Below are 26,217 nucleotides of genomic sequence, written 5' to 3'. Positions count from 1 at the left end.
TGACTCATGGCTGGCCCGCACCATGGCGGGGATGGATACACTCGCCGCCATGAGCCCCACGCCCCTGCTGATGATCGAGGACGACGCCCGGCTGGCGGCGATGGTGCGGGACTACCTGGCGCCCTCGGGCTTCGCGGTGCAGCACGCGGGCACGGGCGCCGCGGGGCTGGCCAAGCTGGGCGCCTCTCCGCAGAGCCCGGAGACCGCGCCGCAACTCATCGTCCTGGACTTGATGCTGCCCGACATGGACGGACTGGACATCTGCCGACGCATCCGCAGTCTGCCTGGCACCACGGCGCACACGCCGATCCTGATGCTCACGGCCAAGGGCGATCCCATGGACCGGGTGATCGGTCTGGAAATCGGGGCCGACGACTACCTGGCCAAACCCTTCGAGCCGCGCGAGCTGCTGGCGCGCGTGCGCGCCCTGCTGCGCCGACATGCCCAATCCACGACCTCCTTGAACACGGACGAAGGAACCAGCAGCGGCCACCCGCCCCTGCATTTTGGCTCGCTCACGATCGACCGCGACGCCCGCACGGTGACCGTGCAAGGGCGTCCGTGCGAACTCACGTCCTATCAATTCGACCTGCTGGTGACGCTGGCCGAACGCGCCGGTCGGGTGCTGACGCGCGAACAGATCATGGAAGCCGTGCGCGGGCGTGAGCTGGAAGCCTTCGACCGCTCGATCGACGTGCACATGGGCCGCATCCGCGCGGCCATCGAGGCCGACCCCAAGACGCCCAAGCGCATCCTCACGGTGCGCGGCGTGGGCTACGTCTTCGCGCGCCAGCAAGATTGAGGGCGCTTGCGCGCGCCTGGGCATGCCTTCTCCGTCGGCCATGAAGATCGCGCCATTCCATCGCCTCTACCTGCGCCTCTGGTTGGCCGTGGTGGGCGCCATTGGCGTGCTGACCCTGATCTTCGCTTGGATCACGCACATCGAACGTGTGCAAGCCGAGCGCGCGCGCGAAAGCGACCGCGCACAGCGCCCTGGCCGAGAAATCGTGCTGCGCAACGCCGAGGGCGAAGTGCTGGGCCGGGCCCTGACCCTGCGTCCTTCACGCACGCCGCCACGACCGCTGCACGGCGCCAACTTGGGCCCTGGGTTGAACTTCGAGGTGCCGATGCGCGACGGTCAGATCCTGCACATCTGGCTACCGGCGCCTCCGCGTGGAGACATGCGCAGCCCACCGCCGCCCGCCTGGTGGGAGCCTCCGTACAGCCTGCCCGGCCTCTTCGTGCTGCTGGTGCTGATCGCCGCGGCCGTGGCACTGGGCGCCTGGCCGGTCGTGCGCCAACTCACGCAGCGCATTGAAACCCTGCAACAAGGCGTGGAACGCTGGGGCGAGGGTGACTTGGCGCGGCGCTTGCCGGAAGACGGCGAGGACGAGGTGGCTTTCCTGGCCCAGCGCTTCAACGTGGCGGCGTCGCGCGTGCAGGCCTTACTGGTGGCACACAAGACCTTGCTGGCCAATGCCTCGCACGAGTTGCGTTCGCCGCTGGCGCGCATCCGCATGAGCCTGGAATTGCTGCAAAAACCCGCCAGCGCCACCTCACAGGCGCAACCCAATCCAGCCGCTTACGACGAGATCACGCGCAACATCCGCGAGTTGGACCAGTTGATCGACGAAATCCTGCTGGCCAGCCGCCTGGATGCCAGCCCCGATGCCTTGGGACCGCTGGAGCCTATCGATCTGCTGGGCTTGGCTGCGGAAGAGTGCGCGCGCACGGACGCCGAGTTGGAACCGCCGTCCGATGCGCGCAGCCTGCGCTTGCTGGACGACGTGGTGGGCCAGCCCCGCTTGCTGCGGCGCGCCGTGCGCAATCTGCTGGAGAACGCACGCCGCCACGGCGCGGGCGGGGTCACCCTGACGCTGAAGATCGTGGACATGGAAGCTGGAGCGGGAACGGAAGCCGACCCTGCTGGCGCGGGTGCGCACGGGTCGCCAGGCCGCACGCTGATGGTTGAACTGCGCGTCTGCGATCAGGGTCCCGGCGTACCGCAGGCCTTGCGCGAAAGAATCTTCGAGCCCTTCTTCCGGCTACCGGGCGCGTCTGAGCGCGAAGGCGGCGTGGGCCTGGGGCTGGCCCTGGTGCGCACCATCGCCCAACGCCACGGCGGCACCGTGCACTGCGAGGACGCGCCCCTGTCCACGGGTGCCTTGGACGGCGAGAACGGCCATGGTTCAAACGCCGAGACCGGCGCCCCCGACACAGGGCCCGGCGCATGCTTTGTGTTGCGCCTGCCTCTGAAACCAGGGGCCACGCCGCAGGCCCCCCCATCGACGACGTGACCGGGCCTGGGGCCATCGCACGGCGTTGGCCCACGAATGGCGTCACCGCACACCGCACACCGCACACTATGTGCACTTAATCAGCATACGGATTCATTCCGCGCGAGATGCCGACATATCGTGCGATTCGAGACCCGGATCGGCGCCGTTTCCCCCATCGGGGGGATAGTTCATCCGTGCCAAGACTTGGACAATGGACGCTCCCAACGACGTCCTTCCGAGGACTTTACAAGCCGCTCGTGAGAGCGGCTTTTTTTCGCCCCTACACAAGATGCGGGGCCTTCGAAGCCAAGGCGGCGCTGCGCGCGCCTCAGTGATGGGTTGCGACGTGCTCGCCCGCCTTCAGGCGGTAGACGGTGCCGCAATACGGGCACTTGGCCTCGCCAGTGTGGGCCACGTCCAGGTAGACCTTGGGGTGGCTGTTCCACAACTTCATGTCGGCCTTGGGGCTGGGGCAGTACACGCCACCGTGGGCGTTCAGGTCCTTGGCCAGCAGTTCAACGATGGGCTTGCTCATGGTGTCTCACCTTGTGTCTAGTCCGTGATCTCAGCTTGGGGTGACGCGTCCAGGGTTTGGACGCGTCGCTCCGGTCATCAGACCTTGCTCAGCCAATGCGCGTACTTGGCGTTGCGGCCGTTCACGATGTCGAAGAACGCACTTTGGATTTTTTCAGTCACCGGGCCACGCGCGCCCGCGCCGATCTGCACGCGGTCCAGTTCGCGGATGGGCGTGACTTCCGCGGCCGTGCCGGTGAAGAAGGCCTCGTCGGCGATGTAGACCTCGTCGCGCGTGATGCGCTTTTGCACCACGTCCAGGCCCAGGTCCTTGGCGATGTGCAGCACGGTGTTGCGCGTGATGCCGTTGAGGGCGCCAGCCGACAGGTCGGGCGTGTAGATCACGCCGCCCTTGATGACGAAGATGTTTTCGCCCGCGCCTTCGGCCACGAAACCCGCGGTGTCGAGCAGCAGCGCTTCGTCATACCCATCCTCGGTGGCTTCCATGTTGGCGAGGATGGAGTTGCTGTAGTTGCTGACGGCCTTGGCCTGCGTCATGGTGATGTTGACGTGGTGACGCGCGTAGCTGCTGGTCTTGACGCGGATGCCGCGCTTGAGTCCTTCCTCGCCCAGGTAGGCGCCCCACTCCCAGGCGGCGACCATCAGGTGGATGGTGTTGCCCTTGGGGCTGACGCCCAGCTTCTTGTCGCCGATCCAGGTCAGCGGACGGATGTAGCAGCTCTGCAGCTTGTTGGCGCGCACGACTTCCTTCTGGGCTTCGTTGATCTGTTCGGCCGTGAAGGGGACATTCATGCGCAGGATCTTGGCGCTGTTGAGCAGGCGCTCGGTGTGTTCCTGCAAACGGAAGATGGCCGTGCCGTTGACCGTGTTGTAGGCGCGCACGCCTTCGAAGGCGCCGCAGCCATAGTGCAGGGTGTGGGTCAGGACGTGAACCTTGGCGTCGCGCCATTCCACCAGCTTGCCGTCGAACCAGATTTTTCCGTCGCGGTCGGCCATCGAGGTCGGTAGGGAACTCATGAGACTTTTTCCTCTGCTATGCACTGCATCAAGACGCCCTGCCCCGACACATTCAAGGCAAGCAAAAAAGGCGCGAGCCGATCATTTTACGAGGCGGCCGGCACGTCGGCTCGGGCCGAGGTTTCGCCACCGTCGTCCGGCTGGGGTCGCCACATCGTCCAGCGGGCCAGCAGGCCATCGGCAAACTCCGCCTCGACCCAGGAGCCGCCCGGGTCCGTCCAGCGGTAGACCTCGGGTTGCTGGCCCTGGGGCGAACGCAGCTCGCCCAGGGAGCGGGTGAGGGCCATGACGTGCAGCAGCGAGACCCGCGGCCGCAGCTTGACATTGAGCATGACGGCGCTGTCGACATAGCCCAGCGGGCGCTCGCTGGCGCGACGCATCACTGTCATGAAACGGTTGAAATGCAACAGCAGCCACATCACGATGCCGCCCGACACCAGGGCCACGCCGCCCCAGCCCCAAGCGCGATGCCCACCCACGAACAGCACGGCCAAGCCGAGCGCGACCAGAATCTTGCGCAGAGGAATCTTCATGGCGCGGGATTGTCTCAGAGCCCGTTCATGGGCTCAGAGCATCTCCAGCGGCGTGGCCCGCCGCGGCGGCGGGAAAAGCGCATCCAGCTCAGTGCGTTGTGCCGGGGTGAAGCGCAGCTCGCGCGCCGCTGCGTTTTCACGCAAGTGGGTGGCGTTGGCGCTCTTCGGGATCGCGATGACGCCGTCTTGCCCAAGCACCCAGGCCAGCGCGGCCTGGGCCACAGTGCAGCCGTGCTTGTCGGCGAAGGCGCGCAAACCGGCATGGCGCAGCAGGCGGGCCTGTTCGATGGGCGAGTACGCCATGACCGGCACGCCGTGCTCGCGCAGCCAAGGATGCAGGTCCCACTCGATGCCACGTCGCCCCAGGTTGTAGAGCAGCTGGTTGGCGGCGCAGCCGGTGCCGCCCGACACACGCCACAGGGCCTTCATGTCTGCGAGGTCCAGGTTGCTCACCCCCCAGTGCCGGATCTTGCCGGCAGCTTGCAGGGCCTCGAAACCCGCCACGGTCTCGGCCAGGGGATGTTCACCGCGCCAGTGCAGCAGGTAGAGATCAATGCGGTCGGTGCGCAAGCGTTTGAGGCTGCGCTCGCAGGCCGCGACCACGCCCTCGCGCGAGGCGTTGTGCGGGTAGACCTTGCTGACGAGAAAAGCCTGCGCACGCCGACCGGCCAAGGCCTCGCCCACCACCTCCTCGGCCCCACCCTCGGCGTACATCTCGGCGGTGTCGATCAGGCTCAGGCCCAGGTCCAGCCCCGCCTGCAGGGCAGCGATCTCCACCTTGCGGGCGTGAGGGTCCTCGCCCATGTACCACGTGCCCTGGCCCAGGGCCGCGACCTGCTCGCCGGAGGGCAGGCGCACGGTGCTCATGAACGGCGGCGCAGGATGTGGATGGGCTGGGAAGCGGCTCCCCGCTGCGCAGCGGTGGCAGGTCGATCACATCCATCGCAACCGCAGCCGGCCTGGGGCGCATTTGCCGCACGCTGCAGCCGACGCGCCAGAGGCGCTGGCCAACGCGGCCATAGGGCCAGCCAGCGCGCCAGCGCGCGGCGCAAGGCGGCTGGCAGCAGCGCCTGCGCGGCGTAGACCGAGCAGGCGATCACGATCAGGGCCACCACGACGGTCTGCATGTCCATTCCTCTTGCTCAAGCGCCCAGCCACAGGGCGACGCGGTAAGTCACGAAGGCCGCGAAGTAGGCCAGCGCGAACAGGTAAGCGGCCATGATCAGCGGATAGCGCCAGGCATTGGTCTCGCGCCGCACCACGGCCAGCGTCGACATGCATTGCGGCGCGAACACGAACCAAGCCAGCAGGGCGTAGGCCGTGGCCATGGACCAGGTCTGGGCGATCACGGGCGCCAAGGCATCGGCCACTTCCCCGGTGGAGGACAAGGCGTACACCGTGCCCAGAGCACCGACGGCAACCTCGCGCGCGGCCAGGCCCGGCACGAGAGCGATCGAAATCTGCCAATTGAAGCCGATGGGCGCGAACACGACCTCCAGCGCCCGCCCCAAAGACCCCGCCAGGCTGTACTGGATGGCCGGACCCGTCGCGCCTTCGGGCGCAGCGGGGAAGGTGGACAGGAACCACAGCAGCACGGTGAGAGCGAAGATGATGGTGCCCACGCGGCGCAGGAAGATACGTGCGCGTTCCCACAAACCGAGCGCCAGGTTGCGCAGGTTCGGCAGGCGGTAGGGCGGCAGCTCCAGCATCAGCGGCTGGTAGCTGCTCTTCATCCAGACGCGCTTGAGCAACCAGGCCACGGCCATGGCCGACAGCACGCCCGCCAGGTAGAGCACGAACAGCGTCAGCCCCTGCAGGTTGACGCCGCCCACCGTGCGCTGCGGCACGAAGGCGCCGATCAGCAAGGCATACACCGGCAGCCGCGCGGAGCAGGTCATCAGCGGCGCGACCATGATGGTGGCCAGCCGGTCACGCCAGTTCGGGATGGTGCGCGTGGCCATGATGCCGGGGATGGCGCAGGCGAAACTCGACAGCAAGGGAATGAAGGCCCGACCCGACAAGCCGACCTTGCCCATCAGGTTGTCCAGCAAGAAGGCGGCGCGCGGCAGGTAGCCCGAATCCTCCAGCACGAGGATGAACAGGAACAAGATCAGGATCTGCGGCAGGAAGACCAGCACCCCACCGACGCCAGCGATGACGCCATCGACCAGCAGGCTGCGCAAGGGACCGTCGGCCATGTGGGCGCTCAGGGTCTCGCCAGCCCAATCCATGGCCTCATTGATGGCATCCATGGGCACGCTGGCCCAGGAGAACACTGCCTGGAACATCAGAAACAGCAGCAGGGCCAACAAAACCAGCCCCCCCACCGGATGCATGACGATGGCGTCGAGCCGGTGGTTGAAGCGCTTGAACTGGGCGGCACCGGGGGCTGCCACGGCCAGGATTCGGCGCACCTCGCGCTGCGTCTCGGACAGGCTGAGCGCGTCCTCGTTCGCCTGGGACTGCGGCGGCACGGACGGCACAGGCTGCGCAGACGGCACGGACCAATGGGCCTGACGCTCCAGTTCGGCGAGCAGGGCCGCGTGGCCCCGGCTCTGCACGGCCACGGTCTCGACCACCGGCACACCCAACTCGGCGGACAGGCGCGCGATGTCGATGGTCAGGCCGCGGGCTCGAGCCACATCGACCATGTTGACGGACACCATCATCGGCCGGCCAAGGCGGCGCAGCTCCAACACCAGGCGCAGGTTCATCACCAGGTTGGTGGCATCAACCACGGCGACGATCACGTCAGGTGCAGGCTCGTCCGCGCGCAAGCCCATCACCATGTCGCGCGTGACCGCCTCATCCGGCGTCGATGGCGTGAGGCTGTAGGCGCCGGGCAAGTCGATGACGGAGACGGTGCGGCCATCGGCCAGAGTGGCGCTGCCGACCTTGCGCTCCACGGTCACGCCCGCGTAATTCGCGACCTTCTGGCGCGCGCCGGTGAGCAGGTTGAACAGGGCCGTCTTGCCGCAGTTGGGATTGCCCACCAGGGCAATGCGCAAGGCTGCGGCGCTCATGCGGACCGCCTCGGCATGCCCGCCTCAGGGCTGACCTCGACGCATTGCGCCTCGACCTGGCGCAGCGCGAAAAAGGTTTCACCCACCTGCACCGCGAGCGGCTCGCGACCTCCAGGGCCGCGGCGCATCAGCTGCACCGGTTCGCCGGGGAGGAAGCCCAGCTCACCGAGACGGCGCAGCAGTTGGGGGTCCGGTACCCCGGTAGGGTTCAGGCCGATGACGGTGCCGCGAGCGCCTGGCGGCAGATCGGACAGTCGGATGGAAGCAGGATGTGGAGCGAGCGACATGGCAGGGCCTGAAGGTGTTCAGGCAAGCGATAGGCAAAAGGCGAAGAGCGATGTGCAACAGGCAACCGACAGCGATTGCTTCGATGCAAATGATAATGGCTCTCGCCTGAGCTGTTCGCGCTCGGAACGGCTCTTTACACGCGGTTTGCGCTGGATCAATCCAGCCCGCGCAAAGCCTGGATCGCTTCCTCGACTCGCTCAACCGGGTGGATGGTCAGGCCCTCGATGGCCTTCTTGGGCGCGTTGGCCTTGGGCACCACCGCCACGCTGAAGCCCAGCTTGGCCGCTTCCTTGAGACGCTCCTGCCCGCGCGGTGCGGGCCGCACCTCGCCCGCCAGGCCGACTTCGCCGAAGGCAATGAAGCCCTTGGGCAGGGGCTTGCCGCGCAGGCTCGACGTGATGGACAGCAGCACCGCCAAATCGGCGGCGGGCTCACTGATGCGCACACCGCCCACGGCGTTGACGAACACGTCCTGGTCCATGCAGGCCACACCTGCGTGGCGGTGCAACACGGCCAGCAGCATGGCCAAGCGATCGCGGTCCAGGCCCACGGACAGGCGGCGCGGGCTCGGGCCCCCGCTGTCGACCAGCGCCTGGATTTCGACCAGCAAGGGCCGCGTGCCTTCGAGTGTGACCATCACGCAACTGCCGGGGACGGGCTCCGCGTGTTGCGACAGAAAAATCGCGCTCGGGTTGCTCACGCCCTTCAGGCCTTTTTCCGTCATCGCGAACACGCCGATCTCATTCACCGCGCCAAAGCGGTTCTTGATGGCGCGGATCAGGCGAAAGCTGCTGTGCGTGTCGCCCTCGAAATACAGCACCGTGTCCACCATGTGCTCCAGCACGCGCGGGCCGGCCAGCGCCCCTTCTTTCGTGACATGGCCCACGAGCACGATGCTGGTGCCGCTGGCCTTGGCGGCACGCGTGAGATGGGCCGCGCATTCGCGCACCTGGGCCACGGAGCCGGGCGCGGACGTGAGTTGGTCGGAATAAACCGTCTGGATGGAATCGATGACGGCCACCGTGGGCTGCTGCGCTTCCAGCGTGGCCAGGATTTTTTCAAGCTGTATTTCCGCCAGCACCTGCACCCGGGAACCTTCCAAGCCCAGGCGCCGAGCCCGCAGGGCGACTTGGGCGCCACTTTCCTCGCCGGTGACGTACAGAACGCCTGCGCGTTGAGCGCCTAGCGCCGCGCGTGACGCTGGGCCACCACGCTCAGAGTGACCTGGAACCTGGCTGGGAGCCAAGCCCTCGCTGTCTTGCGCAGACTCGGTTGCACTCGACACACCCAGTTCAGCACGCTGCAGATGGTCCAGCGCCTGAAGCAGCAGGGTCGACTTGCCGATGCCTGGGTCACCCCCGATCAACACCACGCCACCTTCCACGATGCCGCCGCCCAGCACGCGGTCCAGTTCATCCAAACCGGTCGGGGTGCGCGCGACGTCGGCGGCCTCGATGTCGGCGAGGGCCTGCACCTCGGCCGTCCGGGCCAACGCGGCGAAACGGTTTTTCGCGGGCGAACTGGTCTCGGCCACGCTTTCGACCAAGGTGTTCCAAGCTTTGCAGTGCGGGCATTGGCCCAACCATTTGCTGCTGGTGCCGCCACATTCGCCGCAGGTGTAAACCGTCTTTTCTTTTGCCATTTGTCCATCTTAGCCGATGGCTGTATGAAATCACAGTTCTATGATGGTTCTATGGAATACCGCAACGTCTGTATTTACGGGGCCGGCGCCATCGGGGGCTGGATCGGGGTGGGCCTGGCCGCCGCAGGCTGTGAACTCAGCGTGGTCGCGCGCGGCGCGACGCTGGAGGCCTTGCGCCTGAAGGGCTTGCGCCTGAGCCACCAGGAGGTCACGACCGCCCATGCCGTGCGCGCCGAAAGCGAACCAGACCAGTTGGGTGTGCAAGACCTGGTGGTGATCGCCGTGAAAGCCCCGGGCCTGCCTGACGTGGCGCGGCGCATCGCGCCCCTGCTCGGCCCCCACACCGTGGTGCTGACCGCGATGAACGGCGTGCCCTGGTGGTTCTTCCATGGCTTTGGGCAACGCTGGCAAGGCACGCAGCTGCACAGCATCGACCCCGATGGCGCCATCGCCCAGGCGATTCCAGCCTCGCGGGTCATCGGCAGCGTGGTGCACGCCAGTTGCACGCTGGACGGTCCGGGTCACGTGCGGCGGCACGCGGGCAACAAGCTCATCCTCGGCGAACCCGCGGGCGGAACCACCGCACGCTTGCGCGCTTTGGCCGACCTGCTCACCCACGCCGGCTTCGAGGCCCCTGTGTCACCGCAGATCCAGAAGGACGTCTGGTACAAGCTCTGGGGCAACATGACGGTCAACCCCATCAGCGCGCTCACCGGAGCGACCACGGATCGCATCCTGGACGACGAGCTGGTGCGCGACTTCGTCACCGCCGTGATGCTGGAAGCCAAGGAGATCGGCCATCGCCTCGGTATTCCCATCGCGGAAAGCCCGCAAGACCGGCACGCCGTCACGCGCAAGCTCGGCGCCTTCAAGACCTCGATGCTGCAGGACGTGGAGGCGAACCGGCCGGTGGAGCTGGACGCGCTCGTGGCTGCGGTGCGGGAACTGGGGCAGCTCACCGGCGTCGCCACGCCCTCGACCGATGCACTGCTGGGCTTGGCGCGCTTGCACGCGCGCACCCACGGTCTTTACTAGGACCTGTGCGCAGTCAACCTTGAGTGAGACATTGGCGTGAGCAGGTCTTAGTCCGCGACCTCCACAGGCACGCGAGGCGCGACCGCGCACATCAGCTCATAGCTCAAGGTGCCCGCGGCGCGCGCGACTTCGTCGATGGCCAGCACGGCGCCGTTGCTGGCCCGGCCCCAAAGCGTGACTTCACTGCCCACGTCCGCGGTCAAGCCGGCCTGCCGCACAGGCTCCAAGTCCACGGTCAGCATGTCCATGCTCACGCGCCCCACCAGACGGGTGCGCACGCCGTCGACCAACACGGGCGTGCCCGTGGGTGCCACGCGCATGTAGCCATCGGCATAACCGCACGCGACCACGCCGATGCGCATGGCTTGCGGCGCCGTGAACGCTGAACCGTAGCCCACCGTGTCACCGACTTGCAACTGTTGCACGCCGATGAGGCGACTGCGCAACGTCATGGTCGGGCGCAGGTCCCAATGCGTCGCGTCGTGTTCGGGATAGTCTGGCGCGCTGCCGTACACGGCGATGCCGGGGCGCACCCAGTCGGAACGCAACCCCCCGGCGCCTGGGGCGGACTCGCCATGCGCGCCCATGTGCCTCAAGGTCGCGGCGCTGTTGGCCAGGCTGCGTTCACCGGGCAAGTCCTGCGTGGTGGCGTTGAAAAGCGCCAGCTGCGAGGCGATGCCGCGCGGGCCGTCGGCATCGCTGAAATGGGTGATCAACGTGATTTCTTCCACCTGCGGCAAGGCATCGAGCCGCGCCCAGGCTGCACGGTAGGCCTCGGGAGTGAACCCCAGGCGATTCATGCCGCTGTTCATCTTGAGGAAGACCCGGTGAGGCGCATGGGTCTTGTGCATGGCCAACCAATCGATTTGCCGAGTCTCATGCACGACATGCCATAACCCCAAGCGCGAGCACAGCTCCAGGTCGCGCGGATCGAACACGCCTTCCAGCAGCAGGATGGGACCGCGCCAGCCCAGGGCGCGCACCCGCTCCGCCTCGGCCAAGTCCAGCAAGGCAAAGCCATCGGCGCCGCGCAAGCTTTCGAATACGCGCTCAATGCCATGCCCGTAGGCGTTGGCCTTGACCACGGCCCAGACCTTGGCATCAGGCGCGGCGGCGCGCGCGCGCGCCAGGTTGTGACGCAGGGCGTCGGTGTGAATCAGGGCTTGTATGGGGCGAGGCATAAACGCAACAGACGCGCGGGTGGCCGGGTCATTTCAATCACGTGCGTGGAATTGTGACAGCATGCACCATGCTATAACCCCGGCGGCGCAGGGCGTCCCACCCCCTCATTCCTTCTTGTCCAGCCTCTCTTTCCCAGCGCGCATCCCTTCCCCGGTTTACCGGCTGCTTCGCCTCACCCTGCCTGTGCCCCCTCGCCCATGAAACGCGGCTTCTACACCATCATGTCAGCGCAGTTTTTCAGCTCGCTGGCTGATAACGCGCTGTTCGTCGCTGCGGTGGAGTTGCTGCGCAGCCAGCGGGCGCCCGAGTGGCAACAAGCGGCCCTCGTGCCCTTGTTCGCGCTCTTCTACGTGGTGCTGGCGCCTTTCGTGGGCGCGTTCGCGGATTCGCTCCCCAAGGGGCGGGTCATGCTCATCAGCAACTCGATCAAGATCATCGGCTGCCTGATGATGCTGTTTGGCACCCATCCCCTGGTGGCGTACTCCATCGTCGGCCTGGGTGCGGCGGCCTATTCGCCGGCCAAGTACGGCATCTTGACCGAGCTGTTGCCCGCCTCGCAGCTGGTCAAGGCCAACGGTTGGATCGAAGGCCTGACGATCTCTTCCATCATCTTGGGAGTGCTTCTGGGTGGGCAATTGGTGGGGCCGACCATCTCAGGTCTGCTGCTGACTCTGAATCTGCCTTCCATCGACACGGCGGCCGAGTCGGCCATCTCCACTTTGATCCTGGTCTACCTGCTCGCGGCCTGGTTCAACACGCGCATCCCCCTGACTGGCGTTGAACTGCGTCCCATGCCGCGCAACTGGCTCACGCTGCTGCCCGACTTCTGGACATGCAACACCCGGCTGTGGAAGGACAAACTGGGTCAGATTTCGCTGTCCACCACGACCTTGTTCTGGGGCGTCAGTGGCAATCTGCGCTACATCGTGCTGGCTTGGGCTGCGGCCGCGCTGGGCTACAGCGTCACGCAGGCGTCGACACTGGTCGGCGTGGTGGCCATCGGCACGGCGGCGGGCGCCATCGTCGCTTCGCTGCGCACCCGCCTGGAAGACGCGCCGCGCCTGCCTCCCCTTGGCGTCGCCATGGGCCTGCTGGTCATCTTGCTCAACTTCATCGACAACGTCTGGGTGGCAGCGCCTTTCCTCGTGCTGCTGGGTGGCCTGGGCGGTTACCTCGTCGTGCCCATGAACGCGCTGCTGCAGCACCGTGGCCACAACCTGATGGGCGCGGGCCGGTCCATCGCCGTGCAGAACTTCAATGAACAGGCCTGCATCCTGGGGCTCGGGTTCCTCTACAGCTTCAGCACGGGCATGGGCGTGTCGGCCTTCACCGCCATCGCCTGCTTCGGACTGCTGGTCGCCAGCGTGATGGCCCTGATTCAATACTGGCATCGCCGCAATGTGCGCGTGCACGCACAGGAAGTTCAGCGCTTGCTGGACATCGCGCGCAACGACAACCTCCACGGCTGACCGTGTCGATGTCAATTGCCCGGTCCCGTCAGCGGGCCGCCTTGGCGTTGTTGCTCAATGCCTTCGTCTGGGGCTGTTCCTGGTATCCCTTCCGCCACCTTGAGGAACAGGGCCTGCACCCGCTCTGGGCCACGTGCTTGATCTACGTGCTGTGCCTGGGGCTGCTGCTGACCTGGCGCCCTGGCGCCTGGCGGCCGCTGTTGTCATCCCCCTGGCTCTGGTTGCTCATGGCGGCGTCGGGGCTGACCAGTGTGAGCTTCAACTGGGCCGTCACCATCGGGGATGTGGTGCGCGTGGTGCTGCTGTTCTATCTGATGCCCGCTTGGTCCGTGCTGCTGGCTTGGCTGCTGCTGCGCGAACGGCCAACGCAGGCCGCGTTGCTGCGCCTGGGTCTGGCACTGGCGGGCGTGGTCATCGTGCTCAAGAGTCCCCAATCCGATTGGCCGCTGCCGGTCGGCCTGCCCGACTGGCTGGCGCTTGCGGGCGGCTTCAGCTTCGCGCTCACCAATGTGCTGCTGCGCCGCTTGCGTGCGCTGCCCGAAACGTCGCGCATGACTGCGATTTTCGGGGGCGGCGCCTCGCTCGCGGCGGTGGTCGCACTGCTCGGACAGTCGCATGGCCTGGCTGCACCGCCCTGCGCCCCTGCGCTGGGCTGGCTGGTGGTGGCGTTGCTGACGGGGTTGGCGTTTCTGGCGGCCAGCGCGGGCCTGCAGTACGGCGCGGCCCATTTGCCCGCCGCGGCGGCGTCGCTGATCTTGCTGACCGAAGTGATGTTTGCCAGTGTCTCCTCCGTGTTGCTGGGCGCTGCCGAGTTGCAAGAGCGCACGCTCGTGGGCGGCGGGCTGATTCTGCTGGCGGCGGCTTGGGCCGCTTGGCCCGAACGCGGAACCGGCACGCGAGACTCAGGCACCGGTCACTGAGGCATCGGCACAACCGCGGCACACTCCGCCGCGGCCCAAGCCTACCTGGTATTCAAAGGCTCATTGCAAGGTCCCATGGGGACGCAGAACCAAGGCGTACAGCTCGTTGCGGAAGTGGATGCCCAGGCGATCGAACGCCCGATTGCGGTAGGTCTTCACACTGGGCACGCTCAAACCCAAGTCGCTGGCGATGCCGTCGTAGGTCATGCCGCGCAGCATGCGCACGCAGACGTCCAGTTCACGCGGCGTGAGCGCGGGCGCCAGGGCGCGCAGACGCTGCGCCGCCAGCGCGGCGGGCTCCTCGACGAAGGCACACGGACTGGCCAAGTCCACGTGCTTGCAGGCCAGCGCCATCAAAGCCGGTGCCAGCGTCTCGAAGTCGGCGAGCTGCGCATCGCTGAACGGCCGTTGATGCTGATGGCGGTAGAAGTTGACGGCGAACAAGCCGTCCTCGCGCGCCTGCACCACCGAGACCCGTTCGGCCACACCATGCGCTTCATAGACCAGCGTCCGGTGCTCGGCCGGCACTTCGCGCGCCGTCAGATGGCAGAGCAGGGATTGCTCCGCGTCCAAGGATTCCTCCATCGACTCGTCGACCAGGGTGCGGTCTCGCAGATGAGGGCCCGACAGATAGGCTCGCCAGCAGTCTTGCGTGGTGTCGGGCACGCCAAGGCTGCCGGACAAGTACAGCTGCGGCACGCTGTGGTGACCCGTGCGGTACACCGAGAATGAGGCGGCGGGCACGAGCGGTTGCAGAGATTCGAGCAAGAGGGAGCGAAAACGGGGCTGGCCCAGTTGCTGGATGAGCCCAGCGAGCAACTGGGCATGGCGCGGCGTACCGCCAGCGCTCTCGCTGCAGGTCCATTTGCGCATGCGTCTCCTCGCTTGCTTGTGTTGTGCTGTCATCTTAAGGGATGACAGCAGGCACCCACACGCCGCCCTAAGCTCGCGGAATGTCACTTGCCACGCCTTCCCTGGATTTCTTCGCCGACTTGTCGGTGCGCGTGGGCGCGCCGCAGGAGGTTGGTGCCACCTTGCATGGCCAGCGCCGTCTCATCCCCATCCTGGGCGGTGAAGCGCGTGGCGTGGGGTGGACAGCGCAGGTGCTGCCCGGCGGGGCCGACTTCCAGTTGACCGTCAGCCCGCGGCTGACTGAACTGGATGCGCGCTACGTGCTCGAAACCGACGGCGGCGACCGGATTTACGTGCACAACCGGGCGCTGCGCGCCGCCGCGCCCGAGGTCACCGCGCAGCTGCTGCGCGGCGAACCCGTGGACCCGGCGCAGGTCTATTTCCGCTGCACCCCGAGTTTCGAGACCGCCTCGGCCTCGCTGGCCTGGATCACCGAACGTCTGTTCGTGGGCACGGGCGTGCGCCGACCCGAACAGGTGGAAGTGCGCTTTTTCACCGTGAACTGAAGACCGCCCGCTGTCCGAGCAGGCATCACCACATCAACAAGACAGGAGACACACCATGCCCATCCCATCCACGCTGCGCAGGGCCTTGCTGGCCAGCGCGACCCTGCTCGCCTTGCTGGGCGCCACTCAGACCCAGGCCCAAAGCAACTATCCCAACCGCCCCGTGCGCATCATCGTGGGCTTCGCAGCCGGCACGGGCCCGGACATCGTGGCGCGGCTGCTGGCGCAAAAGCTCTCCGAGGGCTGGGGCGGCCAGGGCGTGATCGTGGACAACAAACCCGGCGCTGCAGGCCTCATCGCCGCCAGCGAGGCCGCGCGCGCCACGCCCGACGGCTACACGTTGATGCTGGGCGAGACCGGCCAGTTGAGCATCGCGCCCAGCAGCTACAACAAGCTGCCCTACGACCCGGCCAAGGACTTCGCGCCCGTGAGCCAAGTGGTCAGCGCCGACTTCGCGCTGCTCGTGAATCCGCAGAAGGTGCCCGCGAAGAACGTCAAGGAATTCGTGAGCTGGGTGCAAGGGCAGAAAGGGCTGTTCATGGCCACCTTCGGCGCGGGCACGCCAGGCCATTTCGGAGCCTTCATGTTCGGAGAAGCGGTCAAGCTCAAACCCGAAGCCGTGCACTACAAGAGCACGGCCGACGCGCTGGGCGGGCTCTTCAACGGCGACGTGCACGGTGTGTTTGCCAGCGTGGGCCTGGCCGCGCCGAATGTCAAAGCCGGCAAACTGCTGGCCCTGGGCACCACGGGCCCGAGCCGTGCCGCGGCGCTGCCCGACGTGCCCACGCTGAAGGAACAAGGTTACCCATCCCTGGAATTCAGCTCCTGGTTCGGCATCGTGGCGCCGGCGCAGACCCCGCCTGCCGTTCTGGCCAAGCTCAGCGCCGACGTGCGCAAGGCGGTCACCGCGCCCGAGGCCCGTGCCAAGCTCGAAGAAAGCGGCTTTCGCGTGACGGGCACCGACGCCACCACGTTCGGCAAGATCATCGCGGCCGACACCGTGACATGGGGCAAGGCCGTGGCCGCCACGGGATTCAAGGCGGACTGAGTTCCATGAAAGCACGAAGCCCCCGTGTTGGGGGCGGGGGTGCGCGACGGACATCAACTCCGGCGTAGCACGGGGCGCAGGCGCCACGCGGTCCAAGGCCTGGAGCGCTTGGACACTGCTGGAGCCCGGCTCCCCTGCATCGCGCCACCCCTGCGCATCAGAGACCACGCCGCTTGCAACAGCGGCCAGGAGACCTCGTGAACCAGTCTGACGGTGCCCGATGGAAAGCCGGAGACCAAGGCCAGTCCGTTGCTGCCAATCCGCACACGCTCACCCGGAGACAAAAAGATGTCCTCCGGCTGCCCGGGCACGGTGAGCCAGAGCCGCCCCTGTGTGCATTCGATCCAGCAGCCCCGGGCGTGCCGGAACGCCACCGGCATGTCCCCGTCCAATTGCAAGCGACCCTGCCCCAGCGATAACCACATGCCTGACCTCCGCCGTGTCGTTGATGAAGAACGGCCAGTCTAGGGAGGGACGCCCGTGCCATACAGTCTCAATACAGCAAAATTGTGGTCGGCACAGTCGTGAATGCAGGCGACTGTGCTGGTGGCGTCGCCGCCCAACTGTGTCTGTCCAAGGCCGGGGCCTGCGCCGACAATACCCACCCACCGTCGTTTCACTCCCATCCAGGACAGCCGCATGGCTATGGCTACCTCCAAGGTCGGCGCGAAGAATCCCATGGAGTTGCGTTACCAGCGTCTGGCCCAGGAACTGTCCACCATGATCGCCACGCGCATCCTGCGCCCGGGCGATCGTTTGCCCTCGGTGCGACGCCTGGCCAGCGAGAAGCGCTTGTCGGTGTCGACCGTGGTGCAAGCGCTGCGCCAGCTCGAGGACGACGGACAGATCGAGGCACGCCCACAGTCCGGCTTCTTCGTTCGCCTGCCCGCGCTCGAACAACTGTCGCCCCCGGCGCCGCCTTCGCGCCGCGCCATCCAGCCCGTCACCGTCGATATCAGCAACCGGATGATCGGCATCCGCGCGCTGAACTATCAACCCGACATGGTTCCACTCGGCGCCGCCTTGCCCGCGAACGAGCTGCTGCCCATTTCACAGTTGCAAAAGTTCTACCGCACCGTCAGCCGCGACGCACCCAGCTTGCTGCAGGTGTCCGCGCACACCTCCTTGAATCAGCAAGAGCTGGTGAGGCAGCTGGTACGGCACTCGCTCAACTGGGGCCCTCCGCTGGCACCGGAGGAACTGGTGGTCACCAACTCCTGCACCGAGGCCTTGGCCTTGTGCCTGCGCGCGGTCACCCAGCCTGGCGACACGGTGGCGGTGGAATCGCCTTCGTATTACCTGGTGCTGCAGCTGCTGGAGAACATGGGCTTGAAAGCCCTGGAGATTCCGACCCATCCACGCACCGGCCTGTCGGTCGACGCGCTTGAACTCGCCACCCGCGCGCGACGAGTCGCGGCCTGCCTGCTGGTCGCCAATTTCAGCAACCCGCTGGGTTGCTTGATGCCCGACAGCGAGAAGAAACGTCTGGCGGATTTGATGGCGGCCCGGCAGATTCCGATCATCGAAGACGATGTGTTCGGAGGCCTGCATTTCGGCGCACAACGACCCTGGCCGATCAAATCGTTCGACACCCATGGCAATGTGCTGTTGTGCGCCTCCACGTCCAAGACCCTGAGCCCCTCCTTGCGACTGGGCTACGTCGCCGCAGGCCATTTCCACGCGAGGGTGGTGGTGCAAAAGGCCCTCAACTCCGGCGCCACCAATCCCGTCACGCAGGTCGTGTTGGCGCGCTACCTGGCGTCGACGGCTTACGAGCGTCACCTGCGCAATCTACGGCACAGCATGGAGCGGCAGGTGCTGCGCATGTCCGATCTGGTTCAACAGACCTTTCCGCCCGGCACTCGGCTGTCGCAGCCGCAGGGCGGGTTCGTGCTCTGGGTCGAACTGCCGGACGGCCGTGACGGCAACCGGCTGCACGAGTTGGCAACCTCGGCAGGCATCGCGTTCGTGCCCGGCGACATGTTCTCCGCCAGCGGCCTGTACCGCAACTGCCTGCGCCTCAACTGCGGCAACCCCTGGACCCCGCGCATCGACGAAGCGGTGCGCACGCTGGGCCGCTTGGCCGCAAGCCTGCCCACCGACGCGTAGGGCTAGAAGCCGACAGCGATCCTGGTGCGCGCCCCGCGAGCAAGGCAAAGCGCACGGAACCCAGGACCGGCGCGCCGCACGCTTTTTACGTCAATGCCGCGAAACGCTGCGCGCGGGTTGACGCATGGTCCGTGACGTCTTCAGCGAGCGGGTGCGGAGGTGATCGCCGCGTCCAGCACCTCCACCCAATGCCGCACGGGCATCTCGGTGCCACTTTGCAAATGGGTGATACAGCCGATGTTGGCCGAGGCAATCTGCTCGGGCTTCATCTCGCCCAGGTTCTTGAGCTTGCGGTCGCGCAGCTCATAGGCGATCTCGGGGTTGAGCACCGAATAGGTACCGGCGGAGCCGCAGCACAGGTGCGGTTCGACACGGCAGGTGCTGATCTTGAAACCCAACTCGCCCATCGATTGCTCCACAGCACCCCGAAGCTTCTGTCCGTGCTGCAAGGTGCAGGGTGGATGAAAAGCGATCTGGCCCGCTTGGGCGGCCACTTTGTCGCGCAGCGGACCCACCAACTGCGGCAGCAGTTCGCTCAGGTCCTGGGTCAGCTCGCTGATGCGCTGGGCCTTGACGGCATAGGCGGGATCGTCATGCAGCAGGTGCCCGTACTCTTTGACGGTGACGCCACAACCGGAGGCGTTCATGACGATGGCCTCCACGCCCTGTCCTTCGCCCGGTTCGACAAAAGGCCACCAGGCATCGATGTTGGCGCGCATCTCGGCCTTGCCCCCCTGCTGGTCGTTCAAATGGAATTTCACCGCGCCACAACAGCCGGCCTTGGCGGCCACGACAGTCTGGATACCGGCGGCGTCAAGCACACGGGCGGTGGCGCTGTTGATGTTGGGCATCATGGCCGGTTGCACACAGCCGGCCAGCATGAGCACCTTGCGCGCATGCTCACGGGTGGGCCAAGCTCCCTCATCCTGTTTGGCCGGAACCTTGGCCTTGAGGGACGCGGGCAGCAGGCCGCGCACGAGCTGGCCCATTCTCATGGCCGGGCCAAACAGGGGCGAAGGCAAACCTTCTTTCAGTGCCCAGCGCGTCAGCCGTTCTGCGCTGGGACGCTGCACTTTCTCCTCGACGATCTTGCGGCCGATGTCGACCAGCTGGCCGTACTGCACACCGCTGGGACAGGTGCTTTCGCAGTTGCGGCAGGTCAGGCAGCGGTCGAGGTGCAGCTGGGTGCTGCGCGTGGGCGTCTCGCCCTCCAGCACCTGCTTGATGAGGTAGATGCGGCCGCGCGGGCCGTCCAGTTCGTCACCCAGCAGTTGGTAGGTCGGGCAGGTCGCGGTGCAGAAACCGCAATGCACGCACTTGCGCAGGATGGCTTCGGCGGCCTGGCCATCGGCCGTGCCTGCGAATTCAGGGGCGAGATGGGTTTGCATGGAATGGCTCAGAAGTCCGGGTACATCCGACCCCGGTTGAAGATGCCCGCGGGATCAAACTGCTGCTTCAATGCCCGGTGGATGCGGCCCAAGGGAGAGGTCAATGGCGTGAACACGCCCCGCGACTTGTCTTGCTCTCGCGTGACGCGAAACAGCGTGGCATGCCCTTCGATGTCGTTCAGACGGTCTGCGTCCCCGTGCAAAGGCAGCTTGAGCCAGCGCTGCGCGCCGTGCCATTCGATCAACGTGGGGCCCAGCTTCAGGGGAGGTGCGGTGTCGGGCACGCTCAGCCGCAACAAGGCCTCGCCGTCTTGCAAGCGGAAGAACGGCGCGGTTTGATCGCGCAAGGCCTGCCACAGGCGCGTTGCTTGCACCTCGTCCAGCCGCTGGCCTCCCAGATTCTTGCAAGCGGACTCGACCGCAGCCCGCGCACCACGCAAGCGCAACATCAAGGCACCGTCGTGCCAACACGAGGCATTGAGCGGCAGGGCTTGCCCCGCCCAGGTGTTGAGTCGGGTCAGCGCCTGGGCTTCATGCAGTTCAAAGGTCAGCGTGGCCTCGGCCAACGCGCAGGGCAGCACCTTGAGGCTGACCTGTGTGATCACGCCCAAGGTGCCGAGCGAGCCCGCCAACAGGCGCGAGACGTCGTAGCCTGCGACGTTCTTCATGACCTGACCGCCGAAGGTGAGCAGCTCGGCCTTGCCGTTGAGCAGTTGCGCGCCTAGCACGTAGTCACGCACCGCCCCCACGCTGGCGCGCGCCGGGCCATTGAGCCCACTCGCGACCATGCCGCCCACGGTCGCGACGCTCGGCTCTTGACCCGCCGATTCCTGCGCGAAGTGGGGTGGTTCAAACGGCAAGTACTGCTGGTGCTCAGCCAGAGCGGCCTCCAGCTCGACCAGAGGCGTGCCCGCGCGCACGGTGACCACCAACTCACTCGGTTCGTGACTCACGATGCCGGCATGGCCACGCGTGTCCAGGATCTCACCTTGCAGCGCTTGCCCGTAAAAGTCCTTGCTGCCTCCGCCTCGGATGCGCAAAGGAGTCTCGTCGTCGAGGGCAGCGCGCACGCGTGCCACGAGGTCTTGCAGGGCCGGTTCTACTTGCATCGCGCGATGTTAATGCACGCATCACGCCGCCTGGCAGGCTGCCGCCAAGCGGCGAGGACCCAGGCGGACCCCCATAAAAAAAGCCCGCCAGAGCCGTAGCTCTTGCGGGCTGAACCAGAGGAGACTCTCGCTTGCTCCGGCTGGCAGCCCGCTTGCGCGCGGCTACCGGCCTTTGCTCTTTGCAGTCCCTCGGCGTATCAGCGGTTGTAAGCGCTTTCGCCGTGGGCCGTGATGTCAAGACCTTGGCGCTCGTCTTCTTCACTCACGCGCAGGCCGATGGTCAGGTCAACAATCTTGTAGGCGATGTAGGAGACCACAGCCGACAGGATGACCGTGGTGATGACGCCCTGGAACTGAATCCAGACTTGGCCACCGATCGAGTAGCCGTCGGCCACCTTGTTGGCGACGTAGTCGTACACGCCCGTGCCGCCCAGGGAGGGCGCGGCGAACACGCCGGTCAGCAGGGCGCCCAGGATGCCGCCCACGCCGTGCACGCCGAACACGTCCAGCGCGTCATCGGCACCCAGCAGCTTCTTGAGGCCCGTGACGCCCCACAGGCAGACCAGACCGGCCAGCAGGCCGATGATCAGCGCGCCCATGACGCCCACGAAACCGCAAGCCGGGGTGATGGCCACGAGGCCAGCAACAGCGCCGGACGCAGCGCCCAGCATCGAAGCCTTGCCCTTGAACAGCGCTTCAGCGGTGATCCAGGACAGCGTGGCCGCAGCGGTAGCGACCAGCGTGTTGATGAAAGCCAGAGCAGTCAGGCCGTTGGCTTCGAGGTTGGAACCGGCGTTGAAACCGAACCAGCCCACCCACAGCATGGCGGCACCGACCATGGTCAGCGTCAGGCTGTGCGGGGCCATGGCTTCCTTGCCAAAACCCAGACGCTTGCCCAGCACATAGGCACCCACCAGACCCGCCACACCAGCGTTGATGTGCACCACGGTACCGCCCGCGAAGTCCAGCGCGCCCTTGGCCCACAGCAAGCCAGCGCCAGCAACCACCTTGTCCAGCGAAGCCGCATCGGTGATCGCGTCCGGACCGGCCCAATACCAGACCATGTGCGCCGTCGGCAGGTAGCTGAAGGTGAACCAGATCACGCAGAACAGCAGCACGGCGGAGAACTTGATGCGCTCGGCGAAGGCGCCGACGATCAGCGCGCAGGTGATGGCCGCGAACGTGGCCTGGAAGGCAACGAACGTCAGTTCAGGGATGTAGACGCCCTTGCTGAAGGTGGCCGCGAGCGACTCGGTCGTCACGCCCTTGAGGAAGAGTTTGTCAAACGTTCCGTAGAAGGCACCATCGCCACCGAAGGCCAAGGTGTATCCGTAGATCACCCACAGCACATAAATCAGGCAGGTCACGACGAAGACTTGCATCAGCACGGACAGCATGTTCTTGCTGCGCACCAGGCCGCCGTAGAACAGGGCCAGGCCGGGGATCGTCATGAAGATCACGAGCGCGGTGGCCACCGTCATCCAGGCGGTGTCGCCCTTGTTGGCGGACGGTGCCGGTGCAGCGGCGGCGGGTGCTGCAGCAGCAGGCGCGGCGGCAGCGGCGGCAGGCGCAGCCTCGGCGGCCGGGGCGGCAGTCTGCGCCCAGCTCACGGAGCCAGCCAGCAGGCCCAGCCCCACGACGAGTGAGAGGAGTAGTTTTTTCATGGGAGTTTCTCTTGGTCTCTTAAGTGGATGGATCTCAGAGCGCTTCCTTACCGGTTTCACCAGTACGGATACGGACAACCTGCTCCAGGTCATACACGAAGATCTTGCCGTCGCCGATCTTGCCGGTGCGGGCAGACCCTTCGATGGCTTCGATCACGCGCTCGACCAGCTCGTCGGCGACGGCGGCCTCGATCTTGACCTTGGGAAGAAAGTCCACGACGTACTCCGCGCCGCGGTACAGCTCGGTATGGCCCTTCTGACGGCCGAAGCCCTTGACCTCGGTCACGGTGATGCCTTGCACCCCGATCGCCGAGAGGCCCTCACGCACCTCGTCGAGCTTGAAGGGTTTGATGATGGCGGTAACGAGTTTCATGCGTTCTCCTGGTTTGAAATCAAGCCCGGCTGCGCGCGGCAAACGCCAGACGGTAGTGTGGATTTGCAAGGAACGTGCCACCTTGCCGCGGTGTCGTTTCCCTGGTCAGCTCTCGTCCGGGACTGTGGTTTTTCCCCACATGCATGACCGGGTCCCGGTTTCGATCACCGGGCTTGATCATTTCCCTTCCATTCGTCCTGTCAATCCGACTCCTCACCTTCGCACGCTCCATGCCCGGTGTTACCCAACAAATTGCACCAATAGTGTGCGAATATTCACAGCACATCCCAGCCCCGGGCTATTTCGCCGGGGATTACGCACCGGCTTTTGCCCTACCGCCCCAGGCCTGCACCGTTTTAAGGAGTTTGGGATGAGCCTCTCTTTGGTGCGCAGTCGGGCGCTGCGGGGGCTGGAGGCGGCGGCGGTGAGCGTGGAAGTGCATCTGGCGCCCGGTTTGCCGAGCTTCACGCTGGTCGGATTGGCAGAAACCGAGGTCAAGGAAGCGCGCGAACGGGTGCGTGCCGCCCTGCTGCACAGCGGCCTGGTGTTCCCCCATGACCGCCGCATCACGGTCAACCTCGCCCCCGCCGATCTGCCCAAGGATTCCGGGCGCTTCGACCTGCCCATCGCCCTGGGCCTGCTGGCCGCCAGCGGGCAAATCGACGGCGTGGCCTTGGCCGCTTACGAGTTTGCTGGAGAGCTCTCGCTGTCGGGCGAGCTGCGCCCGGTGCGCGGCGCGCTGGCCATGGCCCTGGCCTTGCGCGGGCAAACCACCCGTCTGGTGCTGCCACCGGGCAGCGCGGAGGAAGCCGCGCTCGCACCCGACACCGAAATCTACCGCGCTGTGCATGTGCTGGACGTGGTGCGGCAGTTCCTGCCCGCGGACGGCGTGCCCCCGCAGCAAGCCGACGATGCGGGCTGGAGTCGCCAGGCACGCCCCGCGCTGCCGCAGGCCCTGGTGGCCGGGCCCGATCTGGCCGAGGTCAAGGGCCAGGCGGGGCCCAAGCGCGCGCTGGAAATCGCCGCGGCCGGTGGCCACAGCCTGCTGCTGAGTGGCCCGCCCGGCACGGGCAAGTCCATGCTGGCCGAACGTCTGGCGGGCCTCTTGCCACCGATGAACACGGACGAAGCGCTGGAAAGCGCGGCCCTGCTCAGTCTGGCCGGACGCTTCACCTTGGAGCGCTGGGGCCAGCGGCCCACGCTGCGCCCGCACCACACGGCCAGCGCAGTGGCCCTGGTCGGGGGCGGCGTGCCCCCGAAACCCGGGGAAATCTCGCTCGCGCACCACGGCGTGTTGTTTCTCGATGAGCTACCCGAGACCTCGCGCAGCGCATTGGAAGCACTGCGCGAACCTTTGGAGACCGGGCGCATCCGCATTGCCCGCGCCGCGCGGCAGGCGGAGTTTCCCGCGCGCTTCCAGCTTGTCGCGGCCATGAACCCGTGCCCTTGCGGCCACCTGGGCAGCGGCACGCGGTCTTGCCGGTGCACGCCCGACCAGATCACGCGTTACCAAGCGCGCTTGTCCGGGCCGCTGCTGGACCGCATCGATTTGCATGTGGGCGTGACCGCCCTGCCTCCCGGCGAACTGCTGGGCGGGGGTGCCACCGAATCTTCCGCCACCGTGCGTGCGCGCTGCGTCGCCGCGCGCGCACTGGCCCAGGCTCGCCAAGGCCGGATCAACCAAGATCTGGGGCCGCAGGAGTTGGAGCGCCATGCACAGGCTGACGACAACGCTCTGGGCTTCCTGCGCCAAGCAGCTGAACGGCTGGGTTGGAGCGGGCGCGGCCTGCACCGCAGCCTGCGGGTGGCGCGCACCATCGCGGACCTGGCCGGTGCCGAACGCATCGGCACCGACCACGTGGCCGAGGCCCTGCAATACCGCCCTGCCCTGGCCCAACCCTGAGTCGCGCACGGGGCGCACGGGGCGCACCGCGGATCAGACCATTTCCAACCTGCGCAGCGGGGCGCTCAAACCGCTTCGGCGGGCAGATGTCGGCGGCGCAGCAAGACCGCGAAGCCCCAACCCAAGGCACACAGAATGACGCCGGCCCCGGCGATGGTCAGGGCCGAGCCCAGGCGTGCCGCGAGCGCAGCGGCGAGCAGCACGCCGATGGACTGGCCGATGAACAGAAACGCCGCGAACAGGGACACCGCCGTGCCGCGCGCGGCGGGCGCCATCTGCGTCGCGTTGGTCTGCATGGTGTTGTGCAGCATGAAAAAACCGAAGCCCGCCGCCAGGCAGGCCGGGGCCGCGGGCCACGCCACAGGCGAGTAGGCGACGACGACGGCACCCAGCCCCAGCAGAGACACGCCCAAGCGGACCAGACCGGCCTCGCCCAGGCGCGGAATCAGCCAGCGCGCCGTGACCATGTAGAGCACGCCACCCAGCCCAAACAACGCCACCACCACGCCGGCCGCGCTCAGGCTCAGGCCCAGGGCCTCGTGCAGGTGGGTGGCCCAGATGGCCAGCGCGCCAAACCCCGTGGCGCCCTCAATCAAGGCCACGATGAGGACCACGCGCGACCATCGCCCGGTCACGATGGCCCAGGCCTGCCGCACGAAACCCAGTCTTGGCGCCTCGGCCGATGCCGCGTGCACGCCGCCCGCTTGCTGACGTGCCATGCGCCGACCCTCACGCCAGAGCAGCACACCCGCAACGCCAAACAGCAGCGTCATCAGCACAAAGGCCCAGCGCCAACCCAGGGTGTCGGTGAACAAGCCGCCGAACACCTGCCCGCTGGTCAGGCCCAGGGTCGTGCCAAGCGCCAGCTTGGCCAGGGTTTCCTGGCGCTGCGCATAGGGCACGTTGTCGCCGATCCAGGCCATGGACAGCGGAATGATGGCGGCCGCGCCCAGCGCGGTGAGCATGCGCGCGGCCACCAGCATGTCCAGGCCCAGCGCAAACACGGCCAGCACGCAACCCACGCTGCAACCCAGCGTGGCCCAGGTGACCACGCGGAACTTGCCCAGCCGGTCGCCCAGCGGCCCGTAGAACAACTGGCACAGACCGTAGACCACGGCGAAAAAAGAAATGGTGCGCGCTGCTTCGGCCAGACCGACATTGAATTCACGCGACAGCTCGGGCAGCATGGCATCGCACAGCCGCTGCACGGCCATGCTGGAAAACGTGGCGCAGGACAAGAGCAGAACGCTGCGACGCGTGGAGGCGCTGAGTGAGGACATGGG

Annotated in this window: 25 protein-coding genes; 9 read left to right on the top strand and 16 right to left on the bottom strand. The window is 66.6% G+C overall.

The window, feature by feature from the left end:
* Positions 1-31: 31 nt before the first annotated feature.
* Entirely contained in the window at positions 32-802 is a 771-nt protein-coding gene (locus ACLBKS_RS10205) for a response regulator transcription factor (RefSeq protein WP_410192692.1), read from the top strand.
* Between the two features lie 22 nt (positions 803-824).
* Positions 825-2,297, top strand: a complete 1,473-nt coding sequence (locus ACLBKS_RS10200; protein ID WP_410192691.1) for a sensor histidine kinase — start codon at positions 825-827, stop codon at positions 2,295-2,297.
* Positions 2,298-2,607: 310 nt separating this feature from the next.
* Here ACLBKS_RS10200 and ACLBKS_RS10195 read toward each other — a convergent pair whose 3' ends face one another.
* From ACLBKS_RS10195 to radA, 8 genes are all read right to left on the bottom strand, one after another.
* Entirely contained in the window at positions 2,608-2,814 is a 207-nt protein-coding gene (locus tag ACLBKS_RS10195; protein ID WP_410192690.1) for a zinc-finger domain-containing protein, read from the bottom strand.
* A 77-nt stretch (positions 2,815-2,891) separates the two neighbouring features.
* Positions 2,892-3,830 (bottom strand): branched-chain amino acid transaminase, encoded by a 939-nt coding sequence (locus ACLBKS_RS10190; protein WP_410192689.1) that lies wholly within the window; start codon positions 3,828-3,830, stop codon positions 2,892-2,894.
* A gap of 86 nt (positions 3,831-3,916) precedes the next feature.
* A complete protein-coding gene (locus ACLBKS_RS10185; protein ID WP_410192688.1) occupies positions 3,917-4,363 on the bottom strand; it encodes a glycerate kinase in 447 nt (148 codons plus the stop codon).
* A 33-nt stretch (positions 4,364-4,396) separates the two neighbouring features.
* The gene (locus ACLBKS_RS10180) at positions 4,397-5,230 is read right to left on the bottom strand and encodes an aldo/keto reductase (RefSeq protein ID WP_410192687.1); all 834 of its coding nucleotides are present in this window, start codon (positions 5,228-5,230) and stop codon (positions 4,397-4,399) included.
* Positions 5,227-5,490, bottom strand: coding sequence for a DUF6587 family protein (locus tag ACLBKS_RS10175; protein WP_410192686.1), 264 nt, complete (start codon positions 5,488-5,490; stop codon positions 5,227-5,229). Before ACLBKS_RS10175 ends, ACLBKS_RS10180 begins: the two co-directional genes overlap by 4 nt.
* A 15-nt stretch (positions 5,491-5,505) precedes the next feature.
* Complete coding sequence (locus ACLBKS_RS10170) at positions 5,506-7,386, bottom strand: ferrous iron transporter B (protein ID WP_410192685.1); 1,881 nt, start codon at positions 7,384-7,386, stop codon at positions 5,506-5,508.
* Positions 7,383-7,673 (bottom strand): ferrous iron transport protein A, encoded by a 291-nt coding sequence (locus tag ACLBKS_RS10165; protein ID WP_410192684.1) that lies wholly within the window; start codon positions 7,671-7,673, stop codon positions 7,383-7,385. The genes ACLBKS_RS10170 and ACLBKS_RS10165 overlap by 4 nt, the downstream gene beginning before the upstream one ends.
* A 155-nt stretch (positions 7,674-7,828) precedes the next feature.
* The gene (radA, locus tag ACLBKS_RS10160; protein WP_410192683.1) at positions 7,829-9,316 is read right to left on the bottom strand and encodes a DNA repair protein RadA; all 1,488 of its coding nucleotides are present in this window, start codon (positions 9,314-9,316) and stop codon (positions 7,829-7,831) included.
* A 51-nt stretch (positions 9,317-9,367) separates the two neighbouring features.
* Here radA and ACLBKS_RS10155 point away from each other — a divergent pair, with 51 nt between their 5' ends.
* Entirely contained in the window at positions 9,368-10,351 is a 984-nt protein-coding gene (locus tag ACLBKS_RS10155; RefSeq protein ID WP_410192682.1) for a 2-dehydropantoate 2-reductase, read from the top strand.
* A 47-nt stretch (positions 10,352-10,398) separates the two neighbouring features.
* Here ACLBKS_RS10155 and alr read toward each other — a convergent pair whose 3' ends face one another.
* Positions 10,399-11,532 (bottom strand): alanine racemase, encoded by a 1,134-nt coding sequence (alr, locus tag ACLBKS_RS10150; RefSeq protein ID WP_410192681.1) that lies wholly within the window; start codon positions 11,530-11,532, stop codon positions 10,399-10,401.
* Positions 11,533-11,730: 198 nt separating this feature from the next.
* On the opposite strand from alr, the gene lplT reads away from it, so the two are divergent.
* Together lplT and ACLBKS_RS10140 are read left to right on the top strand one after the other, a co-directional pair.
* A complete protein-coding gene (gene lplT / locus ACLBKS_RS10145; protein WP_410192680.1) occupies positions 11,731-13,002 on the top strand; it encodes a lysophospholipid transporter LplT in 1,272 nt (423 codons plus the stop codon).
* Positions 13,003-13,010: 8 nt separating this feature from the next.
* Positions 13,011-13,922 carry a DMT family transporter gene (locus ACLBKS_RS10140; protein ID WP_410192754.1) on the top strand — a complete coding sequence of 304 codons (912 nt, stop codon included), beginning with the start codon at positions 13,011-13,013 and terminating at the stop codon, positions 13,920-13,922.
* A 60-nt stretch (positions 13,923-13,982) separates the two neighbouring features.
* On the opposite strand, the gene ACLBKS_RS10135 is transcribed toward ACLBKS_RS10140, so the two are convergent.
* Positions 13,983-14,795, bottom strand: a complete 813-nt coding sequence (locus ACLBKS_RS10135; protein WP_410192679.1) for a helix-turn-helix transcriptional regulator — start codon at positions 14,793-14,795, stop codon at positions 13,983-13,985.
* 80 nt (positions 14,796-14,875) lie between these two features.
* Between ACLBKS_RS10135 and ACLBKS_RS10130 the strand changes: the two genes are divergently transcribed.
* Together ACLBKS_RS10130 and ACLBKS_RS10125 are read left to right on the top strand one after the other, a co-directional pair.
* A complete protein-coding gene (locus tag ACLBKS_RS10130) occupies positions 14,876-15,340 on the top strand; it encodes a DUF3237 domain-containing protein (RefSeq protein ID WP_410192678.1) in 465 nt (154 codons plus the stop codon).
* A 55-nt stretch (positions 15,341-15,395) separates the two neighbouring features.
* Positions 15,396-16,388: a Bug family tripartite tricarboxylate transporter substrate binding protein gene (locus tag ACLBKS_RS10125; RefSeq protein ID WP_410192677.1), complete on the top strand. Its 993-nt coding sequence runs from the start codon at positions 15,396-15,398 to the stop codon at positions 16,386-16,388.
* A gap of 53 nt (positions 16,389-16,441) precedes the next feature.
* Here ACLBKS_RS10125 and ACLBKS_RS10120 read toward each other — a convergent pair whose 3' ends face one another.
* A complete protein-coding gene (locus ACLBKS_RS10120) occupies positions 16,442-16,768 on the bottom strand; it encodes a DUF2917 domain-containing protein (protein WP_410192753.1) in 327 nt (108 codons plus the stop codon).
* Between the two features lie 259 nt (positions 16,769-17,027).
* Between ACLBKS_RS10120 and ACLBKS_RS10115 the strand changes: the two genes are divergently transcribed.
* The gene (locus ACLBKS_RS10115; protein ID WP_410192676.1) at positions 17,028-18,497 is read left to right on the top strand and encodes a PLP-dependent aminotransferase family protein; all 1,470 of its coding nucleotides are present in this window, start codon (positions 17,028-17,030) and stop codon (positions 18,495-18,497) included.
* A gap of 140 nt (positions 18,498-18,637) precedes the next feature.
* Here ACLBKS_RS10115 and glcF read toward each other — a convergent pair whose 3' ends face one another.
* From glcF to glnK, 4 genes are all read right to left on the bottom strand, one after another.
* A complete protein-coding gene (gene glcF, locus ACLBKS_RS10110; protein WP_410192675.1) occupies positions 18,638-19,885 on the bottom strand; it encodes a glycolate oxidase subunit GlcF in 1,248 nt (415 codons plus the stop codon).
* A gap of 8 nt (positions 19,886-19,893) precedes the next feature.
* A complete protein-coding gene (gene glcE, locus ACLBKS_RS10105) occupies positions 19,894-20,994 on the bottom strand; it encodes a glycolate oxidase subunit GlcE (protein WP_410192674.1) in 1,101 nt (366 codons plus the stop codon).
* A gap of 197 nt (positions 20,995-21,191) precedes the next feature.
* Positions 21,192-22,658: an ammonium transporter gene (locus ACLBKS_RS10100; RefSeq protein WP_410192673.1), complete on the bottom strand. Its 1,467-nt coding sequence runs from the start codon at positions 22,656-22,658 to the stop codon at positions 21,192-21,194.
* A 34-nt stretch (positions 22,659-22,692) separates the two neighbouring features.
* Positions 22,693-23,031, bottom strand: a complete 339-nt coding sequence (glnK, locus tag ACLBKS_RS10095; RefSeq protein ID WP_006298241.1) for a P-II family nitrogen regulator — start codon at positions 23,029-23,031, stop codon at positions 22,693-22,695.
* A gap of 370 nt (positions 23,032-23,401) precedes the next feature.
* Between glnK and ACLBKS_RS10090 the strand changes: the two genes are divergently transcribed.
* Positions 23,402-24,934: a YifB family Mg chelatase-like AAA ATPase gene (locus ACLBKS_RS10090; protein WP_410192672.1), complete on the top strand. Its 1,533-nt coding sequence runs from the start codon at positions 23,402-23,404 to the stop codon at positions 24,932-24,934.
* A 65-nt stretch (positions 24,935-24,999) separates the two neighbouring features.
* Here ACLBKS_RS10090 and ACLBKS_RS10085 read toward each other — a convergent pair whose 3' ends face one another.
* A complete protein-coding gene (locus ACLBKS_RS10085; RefSeq protein WP_410192671.1) occupies positions 25,000-26,214 on the bottom strand; it encodes an MFS transporter in 1,215 nt (404 codons plus the stop codon).
* Positions 26,215-26,217: the final 3 nt, after the last annotated feature.

The sequence above is a fragment of the Hylemonella sp. W303a genome, assembly GCF_046452315.1.
In the GTDB taxonomy this organism is placed as follows: domain Bacteria; phylum Pseudomonadota; class Gammaproteobacteria; order Burkholderiales; family Burkholderiaceae_C; genus Hylemonella.
Note: the sequence above shows the minus strand (reverse complement) of the source record. Positions and strands in the feature narration are given on the sequence as shown.